This is a genomic window from Psychrobacter sp. 219-2-C (assembly GCF_049560815.1).
GTDB classification, from domain to species: Bacteria; Pseudomonadota; Gammaproteobacteria; order Pseudomonadales; family Moraxellaceae; genus Psychrobacter; species Psychrobacter faecalis.
In genome coordinates, this window is sequence record NZ_CP186933.1 from 300597 (window position 1) to 316385 (window position 15789).

The window sequence follows — 15789 nt, forward strand, 5'->3', positions numbered from 1 at the left end:
TTTTTAGCTATTCGTTTATCACTATAAATCTGCAAACCTTATTTGCATAATAACACTGACAAGGAGTGTCAACATGTCACAACAGTCAAATACGCTAACGCTAGCAAATCCAGACTTACTCAAACAGCAGTGCTTTATCAAAGACGGCTGGCATGATGCCAGTGATGCCGCGACTATCGACGTGAGCAATCCTTTTAACGGTGATGTCATCGGTAACGTACCGAGCTTGACGACCGATGATGTCAATGACGCAGTTGCTGCTTCTCATGAGGCGCAAATCACGTGGGCGGCCAAAACTCCTAAAGAGCGGGCGGAACTACTGCAAAAGTGGGCCGACCTTATCGATGCCAATAAAGAAGATTTGGCCATCATTATGACCGCCGAGCAAGGCAAGCCTTTAACCGAATCACGCGGGGAAGTTGGCTATGCCAATAGCTTTATCCGCTGGTTTGCTGAAGAAGGTAAGCGCGTATACGGCGATGTTATCCCTGCCAATCAAACCCAATTGCGCCATGTCATCTTAAAACAGCCGGTCGGTGTTTGCGCGGCAATCACGCCTTGGAACTTTCCAGCAGCGATGATTACCCGTAAAGCAGCTCCTGCACTAGCGGCAGGCTGTACCATGATTATCAAACCTGCAACCGAAACGCCATTTTCTGCATTGGCATTAGCGGTATTGGCTGAGCAAGCCGGTATTCCAGCAGGCGTTATTCAAGTCGTCACGGGCAAATCGTCAACCATCGGCGATATCCTAACCGGCGATCCACGCATTCATAAGCTGTCATTTACTGGCTCTACCGAAGTCGGTCGTACCTTGATGGCACAGTGCGCCCCAACCATCAAAAAACTGTCATTAGAGCTCGGCGGCAATGCGCCATTTATCGTTTTTGATGATGCCGATCTTGAAAAAGCCGCTGAAGGCTTAATTGCTTCTAAATATCGTAACGCGGGTCAAACCTGTGTTTGTGCTAACCGTGTCTACGTGCAAGATAGTATCAAAGACAAATTCCTCGACGTCTTTGTGAAAAAAGTCGCTGAGCTTAATGTCGGTAACGGCATGGATGAAGGCGTGGATATTGGTCCTTTAATTAACAAAAAAGCCTTGGAAAAAGTACAAGCGCTGCTCAAAGACGCGCTAGATAAAGGTGCAACCCTTATCACGGGCGGCAGCACCAACGGCGTATCAGAGCTGTCTTATAACCCAACAGTAATTACCGATATCAGCAGTGACATGGATATCGCTTCTGAGGAAATATTTGGTCCTATCGCTACTATCTTTACCTTTAAAGATGAAGCCGACGTCATTCGCCAAGCCAACGACACTATTTATGGTTTGGCCGCATATTTTTACAGCGGCAGCTATGCACGGTCATGGCGCGTCACCGAAGGTTTAGAGTACGGCATCATCGGTCATAATACCGGTCTTATTTCTACCGAAGTCGCCCCATTTGGCGGCGTCAAGCAATCAGGCTTTGGCCGCGAAGGCTCAAAATACGGCATTGAAGAGTATGTCGTGACCAAATACTGGTGCTCTGATGTTAGTTAATAGTTAGAGCTAATGGTTAGCTGTTTTATATTTTAACCATTTGTTTTTTATAGATTTTCACCTAGCATTTAACGGGATTCAATAGCATAAATCCTAAATTTAGCCACAGCTTATTTTATAAACCGCCATACCATCATTGGCATCTACGTAAAGAAAAAAGAAAAGGATATTCTTATGACTACCAATCAATCATTACTTGCGCGCCGTAAAGCTGTTTTGCCAACAGGCCTTGGCATTGCCTTTCCTATTTTTGCCGAAAAAGCAAAAAACTCAGAAGTGTGGGATATCGAAGGCAATCGTTATATTGACTTTGTCGGCGGTATCTCAGTACTGAATACTGGTCACAGCCATCCAAAAATCACCCAGCGTGTGCACGAGCAGCTAGACAGATTTACCCATACTGCCGCGCAAATGGTTAACTATGAATGCTACGTCGAGCTTGCTGAAAAGCTTTGCGAAAAAGCGCCTATCAGCGGTCCGAAAAAAGCCCTGTTCTTGACTACGGGCGCAGAAGCGGTCGAAAACTGTATCAAAATTGCCCGTGCAAAAACCGGTCGTCCGGGTGTCATCTCTTTCGTTGGTGGTTGGCATGGTCGTACGCTAATGTGCATGAGCCTAACGGGTAAAGTATTGCCATACAAAAAGAACTTTGGTCCGATGCCAGGCCCTGTGTTCCATGCGTTATTCCCAGCAGAAGAGCTAAACGTTACCGAAGCGCAAGCATTGCATAGCCTCGAGATGATTTTCCAAGCGGACATCGATCCAAGTGAAGTGGCGGCGATGATTATTGAGCCTGTACAAGGCGAGGGCGGTTTCCATCAAGTGACACCATCGTTTGCCAAAGCGCTGCGCGAGATTTGCGATGAGCATGGTATCGTGCTGATTTTTGATGAAGTCCAGTGTGGTTTTGCTCGTACCGGTACCTTGTTTGCGTCTGAGCAGTTGGGCGTTGAGCCGGATCTGATGACCAGTGCTAAAAGCTTAGCGGGTGGCTATCCTATTTCTGCCGTTATCGGTCGCGCTGATATCATGGATGCCCCGCAAGTCGGCGGTTTGGGCGGTACGTATTCTGGTAACCCATTGGCTTGTGTGGCTGCGCTTGCTGTCATGGAAGTGATTGAAGAAGAAAATCTGCTTGAGCGCAGTATCGAGATTGGTGACAAAATCGAAGCATTTTTAAAAGATTTGAACCTAAGCAGCATCGGTCATATTCGCCATAAAGGCGCGATGTTAGCGTTTGAGCTAATCGACAACGATGGCAAGCCTGATGCGGCGGCGACTGCCAACCTAAAAGCCAAAGCTTTCGAGCAAGGATTGCTGCTTGCGTCTTGTGGCATGTTTGGCAACGCCATTCGTGTGATGGTGCCGCTCACAGTGGAGGACGAAGTGCTACAAGAAGGCCTTGATATTATCAAAGGTATTTTGACCGCTCAAGGCGTTAATTCAAAAAATGAAAGCTTAAGCTTAGGATAATGACAGTGCTGCTTTGAGTGGTGGTTTTACAGCGGCGCCTTGCAAATCAAGACGCCGTTGCTGTCTTTGCTAAGCATTTTTTGAATACTAAACCTATCGCTCGATAGGCAGGAAAAGATAAAAAAGGGCAGCGCCCTATTACATAAAAATAGTGGGTATCAGTGCCGTTAAAAAGGGCTGACACGGATGACACACGGACAAGGAGTAAGTTATGTCTGAGCTAAAAAAATCGCTGGGCATGTTTGACATTATTGCTTTAGCATTCGGTGCTATGGTTGGTTGGGGCTGGGTCGTTTTAGCAGGGGACTGGATTTTAGCGGCGGGCACATGGGGCGCGATGTTAGCATTCATGATTGGTGGTCTGGCCGTTATCATGATTGGTGTTAACTATGCAGAGCTAGCGTCATCAATGCCGGTCACCGGCGGTGAGCATACCTATACCCACCGAGCGCTCGGGGTCACGGTTTCCTTTATTTGCTCTTGGAGTATTTTATTTGGTTACTTCTCGGTCGTTGCTTTTGAAGCAGTAGCGCTGCCGACGGTAGTTGAATATTTTATTCCCAATTATAACCAAGGCTATCTGTGGACGATAGCGGGCTGGGACGTTTATGCCACGTGGGTTGGCGTCGGTATGCTAGGCTCAATCATCGTCACTTGGCTTAATATTCGCGGCATGGAAGTCAGCGCTTGGTTCCAAAAAACAGCCGTACTCGGTATTTTATTTGTCGGTACGTTATTGTTTATTGGTGCGGTAATTTACAATCCTGCGAATTCAACCGCTGTACAAGCGCCTGCCTTTATCGGTGGTATCGGCGGTATGATGACGGTGATTGTCATGGTGCCGTTTATGTTTGTTGGTTTTGACGTGATTCCGCAAGCGGCCGAAGAGATTGATCTGACCCGTCCTAATATTGGTAAGTTTTTGATTGTCTCTATTATTATTGCGGTGATGTGGTATGTCGGCGTAGCATGGAGTGTCGGTCGCACTTTGCCGCTCATTCAAGCACAAGGCTCAACCTTGGCGACCGCTGACGCGATGACCAATGCGTGGCATGGCAAATGGGCGGGTATTTTACTAGTCATTGGCGGTGTATTAGGCATTTTATCGAGTTGGAACGCGTTTTTAATCGGTGGTAGTCGCTTACTTTATGCCATGTCAAAAGCCCATATGTTGCCTGCATTTTTGGGTAAGCTACATCCGAAGTATAAGACGCCAAAAAACGCCATTTTATTGATTGGTGGTCTAGCGACGCTTGCGCCATTATTTGGTCGTAAGATGCTAGTATGGATTGTTGATGCTGGTGGTTTTGGTATCGTGATTGCTTATACCTGTGTCGCCATCTCTTTCTTAGTCTTGCGCTACCGTGAGCCAGATATGGTGCGCCCGTTTAGAGTGCCAGCGGGCAAATTGGTCGGTATGTTTACCATCGTACTGGGCATTGGCTTGCTCATTTTATATATGCCGGGTATGCCGTCAGCGCTCAGCGCTATCGAGTGGTGGATTTTCTTTGGTTGGACAGCGCTTGGTATCGGTCTTTATAGCTATGCTGTCATGAAATATCCCGGTATCAGTGAATCCATCATGGCAGAGGAGTTACGCGAATTAAAAATCGTTAATCAGCTATGGTTAAAGGATAATCCACCCAAATAAAAATAAGATTTGCTCAAAATAAAGAAAGCCTAGCGTAAGCGTTAGGCTTTCTTTACATATTCACAGCATCAATCTTATCAATCAATAATCTTGCACCAAACCGTTAGCGAGATTGGCATTTTATAACGGTTTATTATCTAACGCATCATTCTTTAAAGCGTGCTTATCTAAAGAGTCAGTATCCAGTTTTTTATCCTTTAAAGTGATACTGTCTTTATGTTGCACAACTTCTTTGTCAGATTTCATAACGGCATTATCTTGCGCTATTGTTTTATCTTTTTTGAGAGTAATGGGTAGCGCAGGCTCTTGACTAACTAAACGATCAGAAGGTTTATCAAAAGGTTTTATCGTTGGTTTCAGACTCTTTTTGATTCTTTTAACCGCCGCTGCATCCGCCTGCGCTTGTTCTTCTGCAAGCGATTGGTCATATAACCCTTGATAGACGAGTAGGGTTTGTTCAATCATCTCACGCATGGTGAATTTATTGGTCATCTCAGGACGGGTGACACTCTCTAGCTGGTTGCGCACTGCCTTGCAGAGCGCTTTGGCGTTGTATTTTTTGACCAATCCTTGCGGATAAAGTGGCTGTAGTATCTCGCTAAAGGCCGCTTGATCCCAGCCAATGACTGGCGTACCTAAGTGAATTGCTTGCAGGGCATTGATGCCAATCGATTCTGGCTCGTTGGCCAACGCCATGACGATATTGGCCGCCGACAGCCATTCGCGCATGTCATTACGTTTGCTGCCGACGTAAGTTATGCGCTCAGACAGTCCAAGCGTATTGCTGCGCTGGCGGAAATCTTCATGCGCCACATCACCTTCGCGGTAATCATCGTCCATAATAATGACGTGAATATTGGGAAATTGTTCTTGCAGATTACCCAAGATATCAATCAGCCATTCTTGCCCATATTCATTGCCAATAATGGTCGGAAAAACCAGCCATTTTTTATGTTCAAGTTCAGGGTATTCGGCGAACGTATGTCGCAGCCAATACACAGAAGGGTTGTGTCGATACGGATAGCGACGGGTATCGACACCGCGGTAGATGCGCTTAATAACTTTAGGCTCTAGCTCCTCACGGCGTAAGCCTTTTTTTAAATAATTGGTGACGCTATCAGAGACCGTGATGATGGTATCGACATCGAGCAGCGCTTGCGAGTACTTATTAATCGGATAAAAACCGTACATGGTCGAGACCAGTTTGGGACGACGCTTGAGGCGGGCGCGGCGCAAGGCCAAATGCAATATCCATGCAGGGGTGCGCGAATGCACATGAATGACATCAGGGTCATATTTCTCAATCAGGCGGCGCAGCGGGGCGACTTGTAGCAGCGACAGCCAAGATTTCTTATTCATATACAGCTGATGGTAGATATTACCATCGCGCTTTAGGCGTTTGACCAAGTCATTTTCTTCATCGGCGCTAGCGATAATAATGGAAGTATGCCCATTTTTAACCAAAGCGCGACCCAGATGAAAAATGCCGCGCTCGGATTCATCATGCTTTAAGGACGACAGTAAGCGCATAACTTTCATAATAGCGTCGGTCACCAAATAAGATATCAAGCTGCTATTGTCAGTTAAAAGTACTGAAAACTCAACCACCAAGATAAAAAGATAAGGTCAAATTTGCCATACTTTTTTTAGCTGAGAGTAAGAGTTTTTTAGCTAAGAATAAGCATTTGGCAATAGGTATCGTTACTAAACTAGCGACGTTTTTGTAAATGCTCAGCATTTGGTAGCACTTGCTTTTCACTAAGATATTTCCAATAGCGCTGCGGCAGATATTGCTTATGTAGCCGTGGGTTTTTACGCTCCTTGATATTGACATTAGTAAAGTAGCCTTGCCAAAACTTTTGATAACGCTGTTCGTCCTTACTATGAATGCTAGCAGGATTACGCAGTACCGCATCATCTAGGTTAGTGATGGTTTGCAGGGCAGCAGGGCGCGACGGCGTGCTTTTACTTTTGTCATAATAAATGCCATAGCCGCGCGCCACATCATAAATCGCCCAATGCTGGTCTTGGTAGCGCTGACGAAAATGCTCACCAATCAATGGTAAGACATTAAAGTCAGGCTCAACGCGGGCAAAGTAGATATCGTCAGTGGTATGCTCAAAGCGCACAAAGGCTTCCATGCGGTGTTTTTCTCGGCCGACCGATTTGACGGTTTGTACCAATTCCAAAACATTTAGGTTGCCCAAATCTTCCATAATATGGCGGCTAGGGTAGTCAATGGCGTATTTGATTACTTGAAATAAAGTGGTGCCGATATGAGCTTTTTCTGATAAAAATCCCCAGAGGATATTGCGCATACCTGAGCGACCTAAGAGTTTATGCAGCTTGGTTAGTACACGTTCGGCGTTGTCTGCATCCATTGCTACGCTTGTTGCCTGCGCAATCAACGATGGTATATAGCAGTCGTGAGCAATTAGTTGTAGGGATTCATCGTCCTGTAACTTATTGGTATAGACATAAAATACGGCACTGAGCCAACCTTCAAAACTGGGCTCATAAAGCACAATACTGGGCGTTAAGTGACCGACAATATAGTCATGACTTTGCATCAACTGTGACATTTATGTTCCTATTTAAAATAGTGACAATTAAAACCATACCGACTAAAACCATGCTGATTAAAACAGCGCCAATTGACCATTGCGCTGATCTTTATATTTGGTTTGCGTTTGCGCCAGCACATATTGGCGGAAATTACCGCGGGTTAAATGCGCCAAATGCTCGTTTTTACCCGTTGTTGCGATAAAGTACTTAGCGCGATTGACCGCCGCGCCCATTTTTTTTAAATGATAAAGCGTCAACTGATTAAACTTACGCGCTTTGACTATCTTCTTAGCGGTCTTAATACCGATACCGGGAATGCGCACAATCATCTCGTAAGTGGCGGTTTGTATATTAACGGGAAAGTGCTCACGATGGCGGATTGCCCAAGCCAGCTTTGGATCACAGTCCAAATCTAAGAACGGCGAGTCAGGCTCAACGATTTCGTGCGCACCAAAACCATAAAAACGCATCAGCCAATCCGCTTGATACAGACGGTTTTCACGTATCATCGGTACAGGCGTCCCAATCGCTGGCAGACGACTATCGGACAACATCGGCACGTAACCTGAGTAATAAACACGTTTTAAATCATATTGCTGATAAAAATGGCTCGATAGCTGTATGACTTGCAAATCGGTCTCATTGCTGGCGCCAACAATCATCTGACTGGTCTGACCCGCTGGCACAAATTTAGGCGTTTTTTTATGGGTTTTACGGCTCTCTTTGATGGTGATAATTTCAGTTTTAACCGTTTCCATTGGCGCTTTTAATTCATCATGCGACTTCTCTGGAGCGAGCAAAGCCAGTCCTGATTTGGTTGGAATCTCAATATTGACGCTAAGGCGATCGGCATACAATCCCGCTTCTAGTAGCAATTCTTTTGACGCGCCGGGGATAGTTTTTAGATGGATATAGCCGTTAAAGCGCTCGCGGGTCCGCAATATCTTGGCGACCTCGACCAAGCGCTCCATCGTATAATCGCCGCTTTTAAAGATACCTGAGCTGAGAAAAAGCCCTTCAATATAATTACGACGATAAAATTGCATGGTCAAATCAACAACTTCCTCGACACTAAAAGCGGCGCGCGGCGTGTCATTGCTTTTACGCGAGGTACAATAAGCGCAGTCGTATATACAGTGATTGGTTAGCAAGATTTTAAGCAGGCTGACGCAGCGACCATCTTCGGTATAGCTGTGGCAAATACCCGTTGCGGAGGCATCACCAAGACCACCGCCTTGGTTTTTGCGCGTACCAGCGGAGGATGAGCAAGAGACATCATACTTAGCAGCGTCCGCTAAGATATTGAGCTTGCCTTGTAGTCGTTCATAGTTGATGGTTGCCATAAGCGCGATTTACCAAATCATTTATAGGTATGTATTTTAGCAAAATTAAGCCTAAGTCATGGTAAAGGTAGGATAACTACATAAACAAGACGACAGCTAGTGTCGCTTGAAGACAAAGATTTTCAACAAGATTAGTTGGAGATTCATACTTCTTTAAAATGACAAAAGCCCCGCGTTTGCAAGGCTTTAGAGTAATCATTTAATAAAATATGATATTTTATAAGGTCGTCATTACTGAACTTTAGCTCGTATAACGACGGTCTGAGCAGCGTTTGGACTTAGATCAACCAAGTTCCATTTAAGACCAGAATAGTTTTCTTTTACAACCACAGTATTGCCTACTTGCTGAATAGTTTGATAGCTATCGCCGCCAGTGGTGGCAAGCGTTGGTAACGGACTGTTTAGTGACACTAATTGCACGCCATTTGGCAGAGAAACCATGGCATTGATATCGGTAACAGGCTGCGCGGTGGTATTGGTATAAGTGGTGTGATATTCGATGACGTCACCAGGCGCGATATGATTGGCGGGTACGGCCACTTCACGACCATCTTTATTTTTTAATATTTTCATGACTTTGGTTTGAGCATTAACCACATCAGGCGTGCTAAAAGTTGGGGTCAATTGCAGAGTATCTAAAGAGGTAGAAACGATTTGCGTCGTTGCCGGTTGGTTGGTGACGATAGTAGTCGTTGGGGCATTGATGACGGGCAACTGGGTCACCGGCGTCACCGGCAAGACTTCGGTCACGCTGGTCGTTGGAACCGCTATGACGTCAACTCTACTGGTTTGATTGGTGACTTGGTTGGTCACAGGTACGCTCGTGACCGTGGCATTGCCTTGAGTAACGACAGTATTAGCGCCTGAGCGAACCATATAACGAGGCACATTGCTCACTTGTGTACTGTAAAACGGCATGCCATCTTGCATGGTAATGCCATTTGGCGTTGCAGTGATAACCGCTGTTTTGCCGTCTGAGTAACTTTCGACCACTGTGGTACTGCTGCTCACAGATGGTACAACCGTTACTTCAGGTGCGGCATGGGCAGCAGCTAGCGACAGAAAACTACCCGCTAAGACCATTGATATGGCTGTAGGAATAGTGTTTTTTTTAATGAAGGCATGTTTAAGCGCTTTTTTATTCGTAGCCTGAAATGCTGGCGTATTGATTGGCGTGGTCATAATAGATTCCTTTAAAGTAGCAGTAAATAAAGCCGCTAATGAAGTAGCAAAAAAATAAAATTTAAAAAAACAAGGTTGAGAAAAACAACGCTTATATAAGAAAAAACCCTCGTCAAATGAGCATGTAAACCATGTCAAATAACGAGGGCAAAGGTACTTATGATAGCCAACACTTGCTATCATTCCATCATTATTTTAGTCAAATGCTTAGCACTTAATGTGTGAACAATTATGCGCTAAAAAGAATTGAGTAAAAAAGCTGCATTGTGTAACTAATATTTTACTAATAATGACGTTGTGTACTATTTTTTGCATCTATAAGTTGCACTAAAAATATATAGTTGAATACAAATAAATTAGATACGTAGCTATCAAATCGTTCAATGAAAAGTTGTATCGTTTTTATATCTAATTAACTATACCTATCTACAAAAAAAGCTTTTGTTATCGAAAGCTTTTTCTTAAAGGTGATCTATTTATCTACAAAATAAGCAAGATTAATCGTAAATCACTTTCATGATTTCATACTCGACTATGCCTTTGGGCGTTTCGATACGGACTTCGTCGCCTTCAGACTTGCCAATCAAACCACGCGCAATCGGCGAGTTGACTGAGATTTTGCCAGCTTTAAAGTCAGCTTCGTCATCACCGACGATTTTGTATTGTTTTTCTTCTTCGGTATCCATATTTTCAATGACCACACTCACGCCAAATACCACTCGGCCATCATTTGGTAGCGTAGCAGGGTCGATGACCTGTGCAGCGCCAAGCTTGGCTTCGATATCACGTATACGCGCTTCGCAAAAACCTTGTTGTTCGCGAGCGGCATGGTATTCAGCGTTTTCTTTTAAGTCGCCGTGTTCGCGCGCCTCAGCGATGGCCGCTGTAATACGTGGACGGTCGACACTTTTTAACTGTTTTAGTTCGGCTTCTAGCGCCGCATGTCCTTGTGGAGTCATGGGATAACGTTGCATGTTTTTTCCTTAAACCAATAACACCACACCATCTCCTAGTGAATAGTGAGATGGTGTCAGTGTTGTTGCAATGAGTATGTAATATAAAAAGAATGAGGTTGAGGCTGCGTCGTAAGTAACTGCACACTTAGCGATTAACTATCAGTACGGATACACTTACCGAAAAGACGCCTTAACCTTACGTAATAAAAAGCATAGTCGCAGTTCAGCCACTATGCTTTTTAGGTTTATCTTTTAAAAACTTTATTTTTCTAAAGTACAATTTTTTTAAGTACTATAGTCGTATAAAAACCAGACATAATTTTTGCCAACGCTTTTAAATAAACGTCACTATGATGCTTAATCTACTGAAATTATACCACCAAGTCAATAGTACTAAGCGATAGTCTTTGCTTGTTCATGCAAATCTTGTAGCTTATACACATCAAACGGTAGGTCAATCGCATAAGATTTACAAACTGCATCTGCCGCGCCTAATGTCGTGACGTAGAATACTTTACCTTGTAGGGCACTGCGGCGGATAGAGAATGAATCCTCTTGCGCTTGTTTGCCTTCAGTAGTATTGATAATAAGGTCAATTTTGCCATTTTTCAAGGCATCGACGATATGTGGGCGACCTTCGGTGACTTTGTTAATTTGCTTACATTCAATACCGTTTTCCGCCAGTACTTTTTGCGTACCAGTGGTGGCAACAATGTTAAAGCCAAAATCTAGAAGCTGGCGAGCGATAGGAGTAACTTGTTCTTTATCGCTATCACGCACCGAGATAAAGACAGTTTTGGTTTCGCCCTCAGTTGGTAGACCTGGCAGACGCTCATTACTACCGATAACCGCTTTGTAGAATGCTTCGCCAAAGGTTTTACCAACGCCCATGACTTCACCGGTTGATTTCATCTCAGGGCTCAAGATTGGGTCAACACCCGGGAATTTAGCAAATGGGAATACCGCTTCTTTGACCGCATAAAATGCTGGGACGATTTCAGTGGTAAAACCTTGATCTTTCAATGACGTACCAGCCATACAGCGCGCCGCGACTTGTGCTAATGACGTACCGATACATTTAGATACGAAAGGTACGGTACGGGCGGCACGTGGGTTCACCTCTAGAATGTAAACCGTTTCGCCTTTTACCGCGAACTGAACGTTCATCAAACCGACGACGCCAAGCTCTTTTGCCATCGCAACGGTTTGCGCGCGCATTTTATCGCAAAGCTCATCTGATAATGAGTAAGGCGGCAATGAGCAAGCCGAGTCACCAGAGTGCACGCCAGCTTGTTCGATATGCTGCATGATACCGCCAATCACCACGTCAGTGCCGTCGCAGACACAGTCAACATCGACTTCGATGGCATCATCTAAGAAGCGGTCAAGGAGTACAGGCGCTTCGTTTGACGCTTGAACCGCGGTGCGCAAGTAATGTCTTAACTCGTCTTCGTTATAGACGATTTCCATCGCGCGACCACCAAGTACATATGATGGGCGGACTACTAGCGGATAGCCAACGTCTTTGGCTTTGACCAAACCATCTTCTAAGCTTGTCGCTAACGCATTGGTTGGTTGCACAAGGTTCAATTGCTGAATCATATGCTGAAAGCGTTCGCGGTCTTCAGCGCGGTCGATCGCATCAGGACTGGTACCGATGATTTTGACGCCAGCAGCTTCAAGCGCACGCGCCAGTTTTAATGGGGTTTGACCGCCAAATTGCACAATCACGCCGTCTGGATTTTCGATACGGACGATTTCAAGTACATCTTCTAAGGTGATTGGCTCAAAATACAGACGGTCAGAGGTGTCATAATCGGTCGAAACGGTTTCAGGGTTACAGTTGACCATGATGGTCTCGTAGCCGTCTTCGCGCATGGCAAGCGCCGCATGAACACAGCAATAGTCAAACTCGATACCTTGACCGATACGGTTAGGACCGCCACCGATAACCATGATTTTCTTGTTATCCGTTGGATTGGCTTCACATTCGCTGTCGTACGTTGAGTACATATAAGCGGTGCTGGTGGCAAATTCTGCCGCACAGGTATCGACGCGTTTATAGACAGGATAAACGTTTAAATCCCAACGCTTTTTGCGTAGCTGTTTTTGTGAGACGCCAAGCAGTTTTGCCAAACGCAAATCTGATAAGCCTTTACGCTTAAAGCTACGCAGGTTTTGCTCAGTTAAACCGCCAAAGCCTAGGGCTTTAACTTGTGCTTCGGTTTTAACAATGTCTTCAATTTGTACCAAAAACCATGGATCGATTTTGGTTAAGTTAAACACTTCATCGACGCTCATCCCAATACGGAAAGCATCAGCAATATAATAAATACGTTCAGGGGTTGGAATGGTTAAGCGATTGTTAATCTCGCTACGGGCTTTCTCAATGCTTACTTTTGATAAGTCGATTTGCTCATCAAAACCATCATTGCCAGTTTCCATACCACGTAATGCTTTTTGCATCGACTCTTGGAAGTTACGACCGATTGCCATCACTTCACCAACCGATTTCATCTGGGTTGATAACACACTGTCGGCTTGTGGGAATTTCTCAAAGTTAAAGCGAGGTATTTTGGTCACAACATAATCGAGCGCCGGCTCAAAGCTCGCTGGCGTTTTGCCGCCTGTGATGTCATTTTGCAATTCATCTAGGGTATAACCAATCGCCAATTTGGCAGCGATTTTAGCAATCGGGAAGCCGGTTGCTTTTGATGCCAATGCCGATGAGCGTGAGACACGCGGGTTCATCTCGATGACGACCATACGACCCGTGTCAGGGTTGATACCGAACTGGACGTTTGAGCCGCCTGTTTCCACACCGATTTCTCGCAGTACGGCTAATGAAGCATTACGCATGATTTGGTATTCTTTGTCGGTCAAAGTTTGTGCTGGGGCGACTGTGATTGAGTCGCCGGTATGCACGCCCATTGGGTCAAAGTTCTCAATCGCACAAATGATGATGCAGTTGTCGTTTTTATCACGAACCACTTCCATCTCATATTCTTTCCAACCGATTAGTGACTCATCAATAAGCAATTGATGGTTCGGTGATAAGTCAAAACCGCGCTCACAAATCTCGATAAATTCGTCACGATTGTACGCAATACCGCCGCCTGAACCGCCCATGGTAAATGACGGACGAATGATGCACGGATAGCCCATTTTTTCTTGGGTTGCAAAGGCTTCTTCCATGGTCTCAGCGGTTTCAGCGCGCGGGCACTCAAGGCCGATACGCTTCATGGCTTTATCAAATAAGTTGCGGTCTTCTGCCATCTCGATTGAGTCTTTGGTCGCGCCAATCAATTCACAGTTGTATTTGGTCAAGACGCCATGTTTGTCTAGGTCTAAAGCACAGTTTAGCGCTGTCTGTCCGCCCATCGTTGGCAGGATAGCATCCGGACGCTCTTTAGCAATGATTTGCTCAACCGTCTGCCAGGTAATCGGCTCGATATAAGTCGCATCAGCCATGACAGGGTCGGTCATGATGGTTGCAGGGTTTGAGTTGACCAAGATGACGCGGTAGCCTTCTTCTTTTAGCGCTTTACACGCCTGCGCGCCTGAGTAGTCAAACTCACATGCTTGGCCGATGACGATAGGGCCTGCGCCAATGATAAGAATGCTTTTTATGTCGGTACGTTTTGGCATAGTTAGGGCTACCTTCGTTTGGGTGATATTTTGAGTAATCTGTATTTTAACGATATGTTCGATAATACTTATCGTGTCTGCTAGGGTGTAGCTTGAACCACCATCTGTGCTTCAAGCTTTATACTTATATTTATTCTCTGTTTGCGGTTAACTATTGATAAGTTACGCTTTCGCCGCTGCCATCATATCCGCAAACCTATCAAACAGTGGCGCAGCATCATGTGGGCCAGGGCTGGCTTCTGGGTGACCTTGGAAGCTAAAGACCGGCTTATTGGTCAGCTCAATCCCTTGGTTGGTACCATCAAATAATGAGCGATGGGTAGATTTAACGTTATCAGGCAAGGTGTCTTCATCAACGGCAAAACCATGGTTTTGACTGGTAATCATCACCGTACCAGTGGCTAAGTCTTGTACTGGATGATTGGCACCATGATGGCCGGTTTTCATCTTAATGGTGTTGGCACCGCTGGCAAGACCAATGAGCTGATGACCTAAGCAGATACCAAAGGTTGGAATGTCGGTTTCTTCAATGATATGACGGACCGCATCGATAGCGTAATCACAAGCCGCAGGATCGCCAGGACCATTTGATAAGAAGATACCGTCTGGATTCATTGCTAACACATCTGCAATAGGCGTTTGGGCGGGTACGACCGTCACATGACAACCGCGGTCTACGAGCATACGCAGGATATTGGTTTTGCTACCAAAATCGTAGGCGACAACGTTGTATTTTGAGTCAACATGGGTGCCAAGCTGTTTAAAAAAGCCGCCCGTACCGCTATCATGGCTGCCCGGTATATCGCGGTTGAGTAGTGTATCTGATAAATCCCAGCTGCCTGCTGTCCATTCAAACGTCTTCGGCGTACAGCATTCTTTTGCCAAGTCCATGCCTTCGATACCAGCGAATTCTTGCGCCAATTTAATCGCTTGCTGCTCATCTTCGCTGCTAATCGTTGCGCCGTTAGAAGCGGTCATGATACAACCGTTTTGTGCACCTTTATCACGTAATAAGCGCGTCAACTGGCGGGTATCGATATCAGCAATGGCGACCGTATCATGGTTCTGTAAATAATCCGTCAATGACTCTGAGTTACGGAAGTTTGAAGTGACCATCGTCGCGTCACGAATGATAAGCCCTTCAGCCCATACTTGATGGCCATTACCAGATTCGACATCTTCAGCGTTGGTGCCAGTATTGCCGATGTGCGGATAGGTAAGCGTGACCAGCTGGCGCGCGTAACTTGGGTCAGTTAGAATTTCTTGGTACCCTGTCATGGCTGTATTAAATACCACCTCACCGACACGATGACCAAGACTACCGATACTCAAACCGCGAAAAATCGTACCGTCTGCTAGTGCCAAAATTGCTTGTATTTCTGCCGATGAATTCAAGGGTTGCCTCCGCTGTTATGGGTGAGTGCC

General features: G+C 45.5%; 10 protein-coding genes. 3 read left to right on the forward strand and 7 right to left on the reverse strand.

The window, feature by feature from the left end; all coding sequences use genetic code 11:
• Window positions 1-73: 73 nt before the first annotated feature.
• The 3 genes from ACPEGP_RS01275 (at window position 74) to ACPEGP_RS01285 (ending at window position 4670) form a co-directional block, all read left to right on the forward strand.
• A complete protein-coding gene (locus ACPEGP_RS01275; RefSeq protein ID WP_423813688.1) occupies window positions 74-1546 on the forward strand; it encodes an NAD-dependent succinate-semialdehyde dehydrogenase in 1473 nt (490 codons plus the stop codon).
• Window positions 1547-1720: 174 nt separating this feature from the next.
• Window positions 1721-3019, forward strand: coding sequence for a 4-aminobutyrate--2-oxoglutarate transaminase (gabT, locus tag ACPEGP_RS01280; protein ID WP_423813689.1), 1299 nt, complete (start codon window positions 1721-1723; stop codon window positions 3017-3019).
• A 211-nt stretch (window positions 3020-3230) separates the two neighbouring features.
• Window positions 3231-4670, forward strand: coding sequence for an APC family permease (locus tag ACPEGP_RS01285; RefSeq protein ID WP_102077156.1), 1440 nt, complete (start codon window positions 3231-3233; stop codon window positions 4668-4670).
• 120 nt (window positions 4671-4790) lie between these two features.
• On the opposite strand, the gene ACPEGP_RS01290 is transcribed toward ACPEGP_RS01285, so the two are convergent.
• From ACPEGP_RS01290 to carA, 7 genes are all read right to left on the reverse strand, one after another.
• Window positions 4791-6209 carry a glycosyltransferase gene (locus tag ACPEGP_RS01290; protein ID WP_423813690.1) on the reverse strand — a complete coding sequence of 473 codons (1419 nt, stop codon included), beginning with the start codon at window positions 6207-6209 and terminating at the stop codon, window positions 4791-4793.
• 170 nt (window positions 6210-6379) lie between these two features.
• Window positions 6380-7252 carry a TIGR03915 family putative DNA repair protein gene (locus ACPEGP_RS01295; RefSeq protein ID WP_423813691.1) on the reverse strand — a complete coding sequence of 291 codons (873 nt, stop codon included), beginning with the start codon at window positions 7250-7252 and terminating at the stop codon, window positions 6380-6382.
• Between the two features lie 57 nt (window positions 7253-7309).
• Window positions 7310-8578, reverse strand: coding sequence for a putative DNA modification/repair radical SAM protein (locus ACPEGP_RS01300; RefSeq protein WP_423813692.1), 1269 nt, complete (start codon window positions 8576-8578; stop codon window positions 7310-7312).
• Between the two features lie 231 nt (window positions 8579-8809).
• Window positions 8810-9760, reverse strand: a complete 951-nt coding sequence (locus tag ACPEGP_RS01305) for a hypothetical protein (protein ID WP_423813693.1) — start codon at window positions 9758-9760, stop codon at window positions 8810-8812.
• 497 nt (window positions 9761-10257) lie between these two features.
• Window positions 10258-10734: a transcription elongation factor GreA gene (greA, locus tag ACPEGP_RS01310; protein ID WP_191691401.1), complete on the reverse strand. Its 477-nt coding sequence runs from the start codon at window positions 10732-10734 to the stop codon at window positions 10258-10260.
• 375 nt (window positions 10735-11109) lie between these two features.
• Complete coding sequence (gene carB / locus ACPEGP_RS01315) at window positions 11110-14364, reverse strand: carbamoyl-phosphate synthase large subunit (protein ID WP_423813694.1); 3255 nt, start codon at window positions 14362-14364, stop codon at window positions 11110-11112.
• Window positions 14365-14526: 162 nt separating this feature from the next.
• Window positions 14527-15759, reverse strand: a complete 1233-nt coding sequence (carA, locus tag ACPEGP_RS01320; protein WP_191691396.1) for a glutamine-hydrolyzing carbamoyl-phosphate synthase small subunit — start codon at window positions 15757-15759, stop codon at window positions 14527-14529.
• Between the last annotated feature and the right edge of the window lie 30 nt (window positions 15760-15789).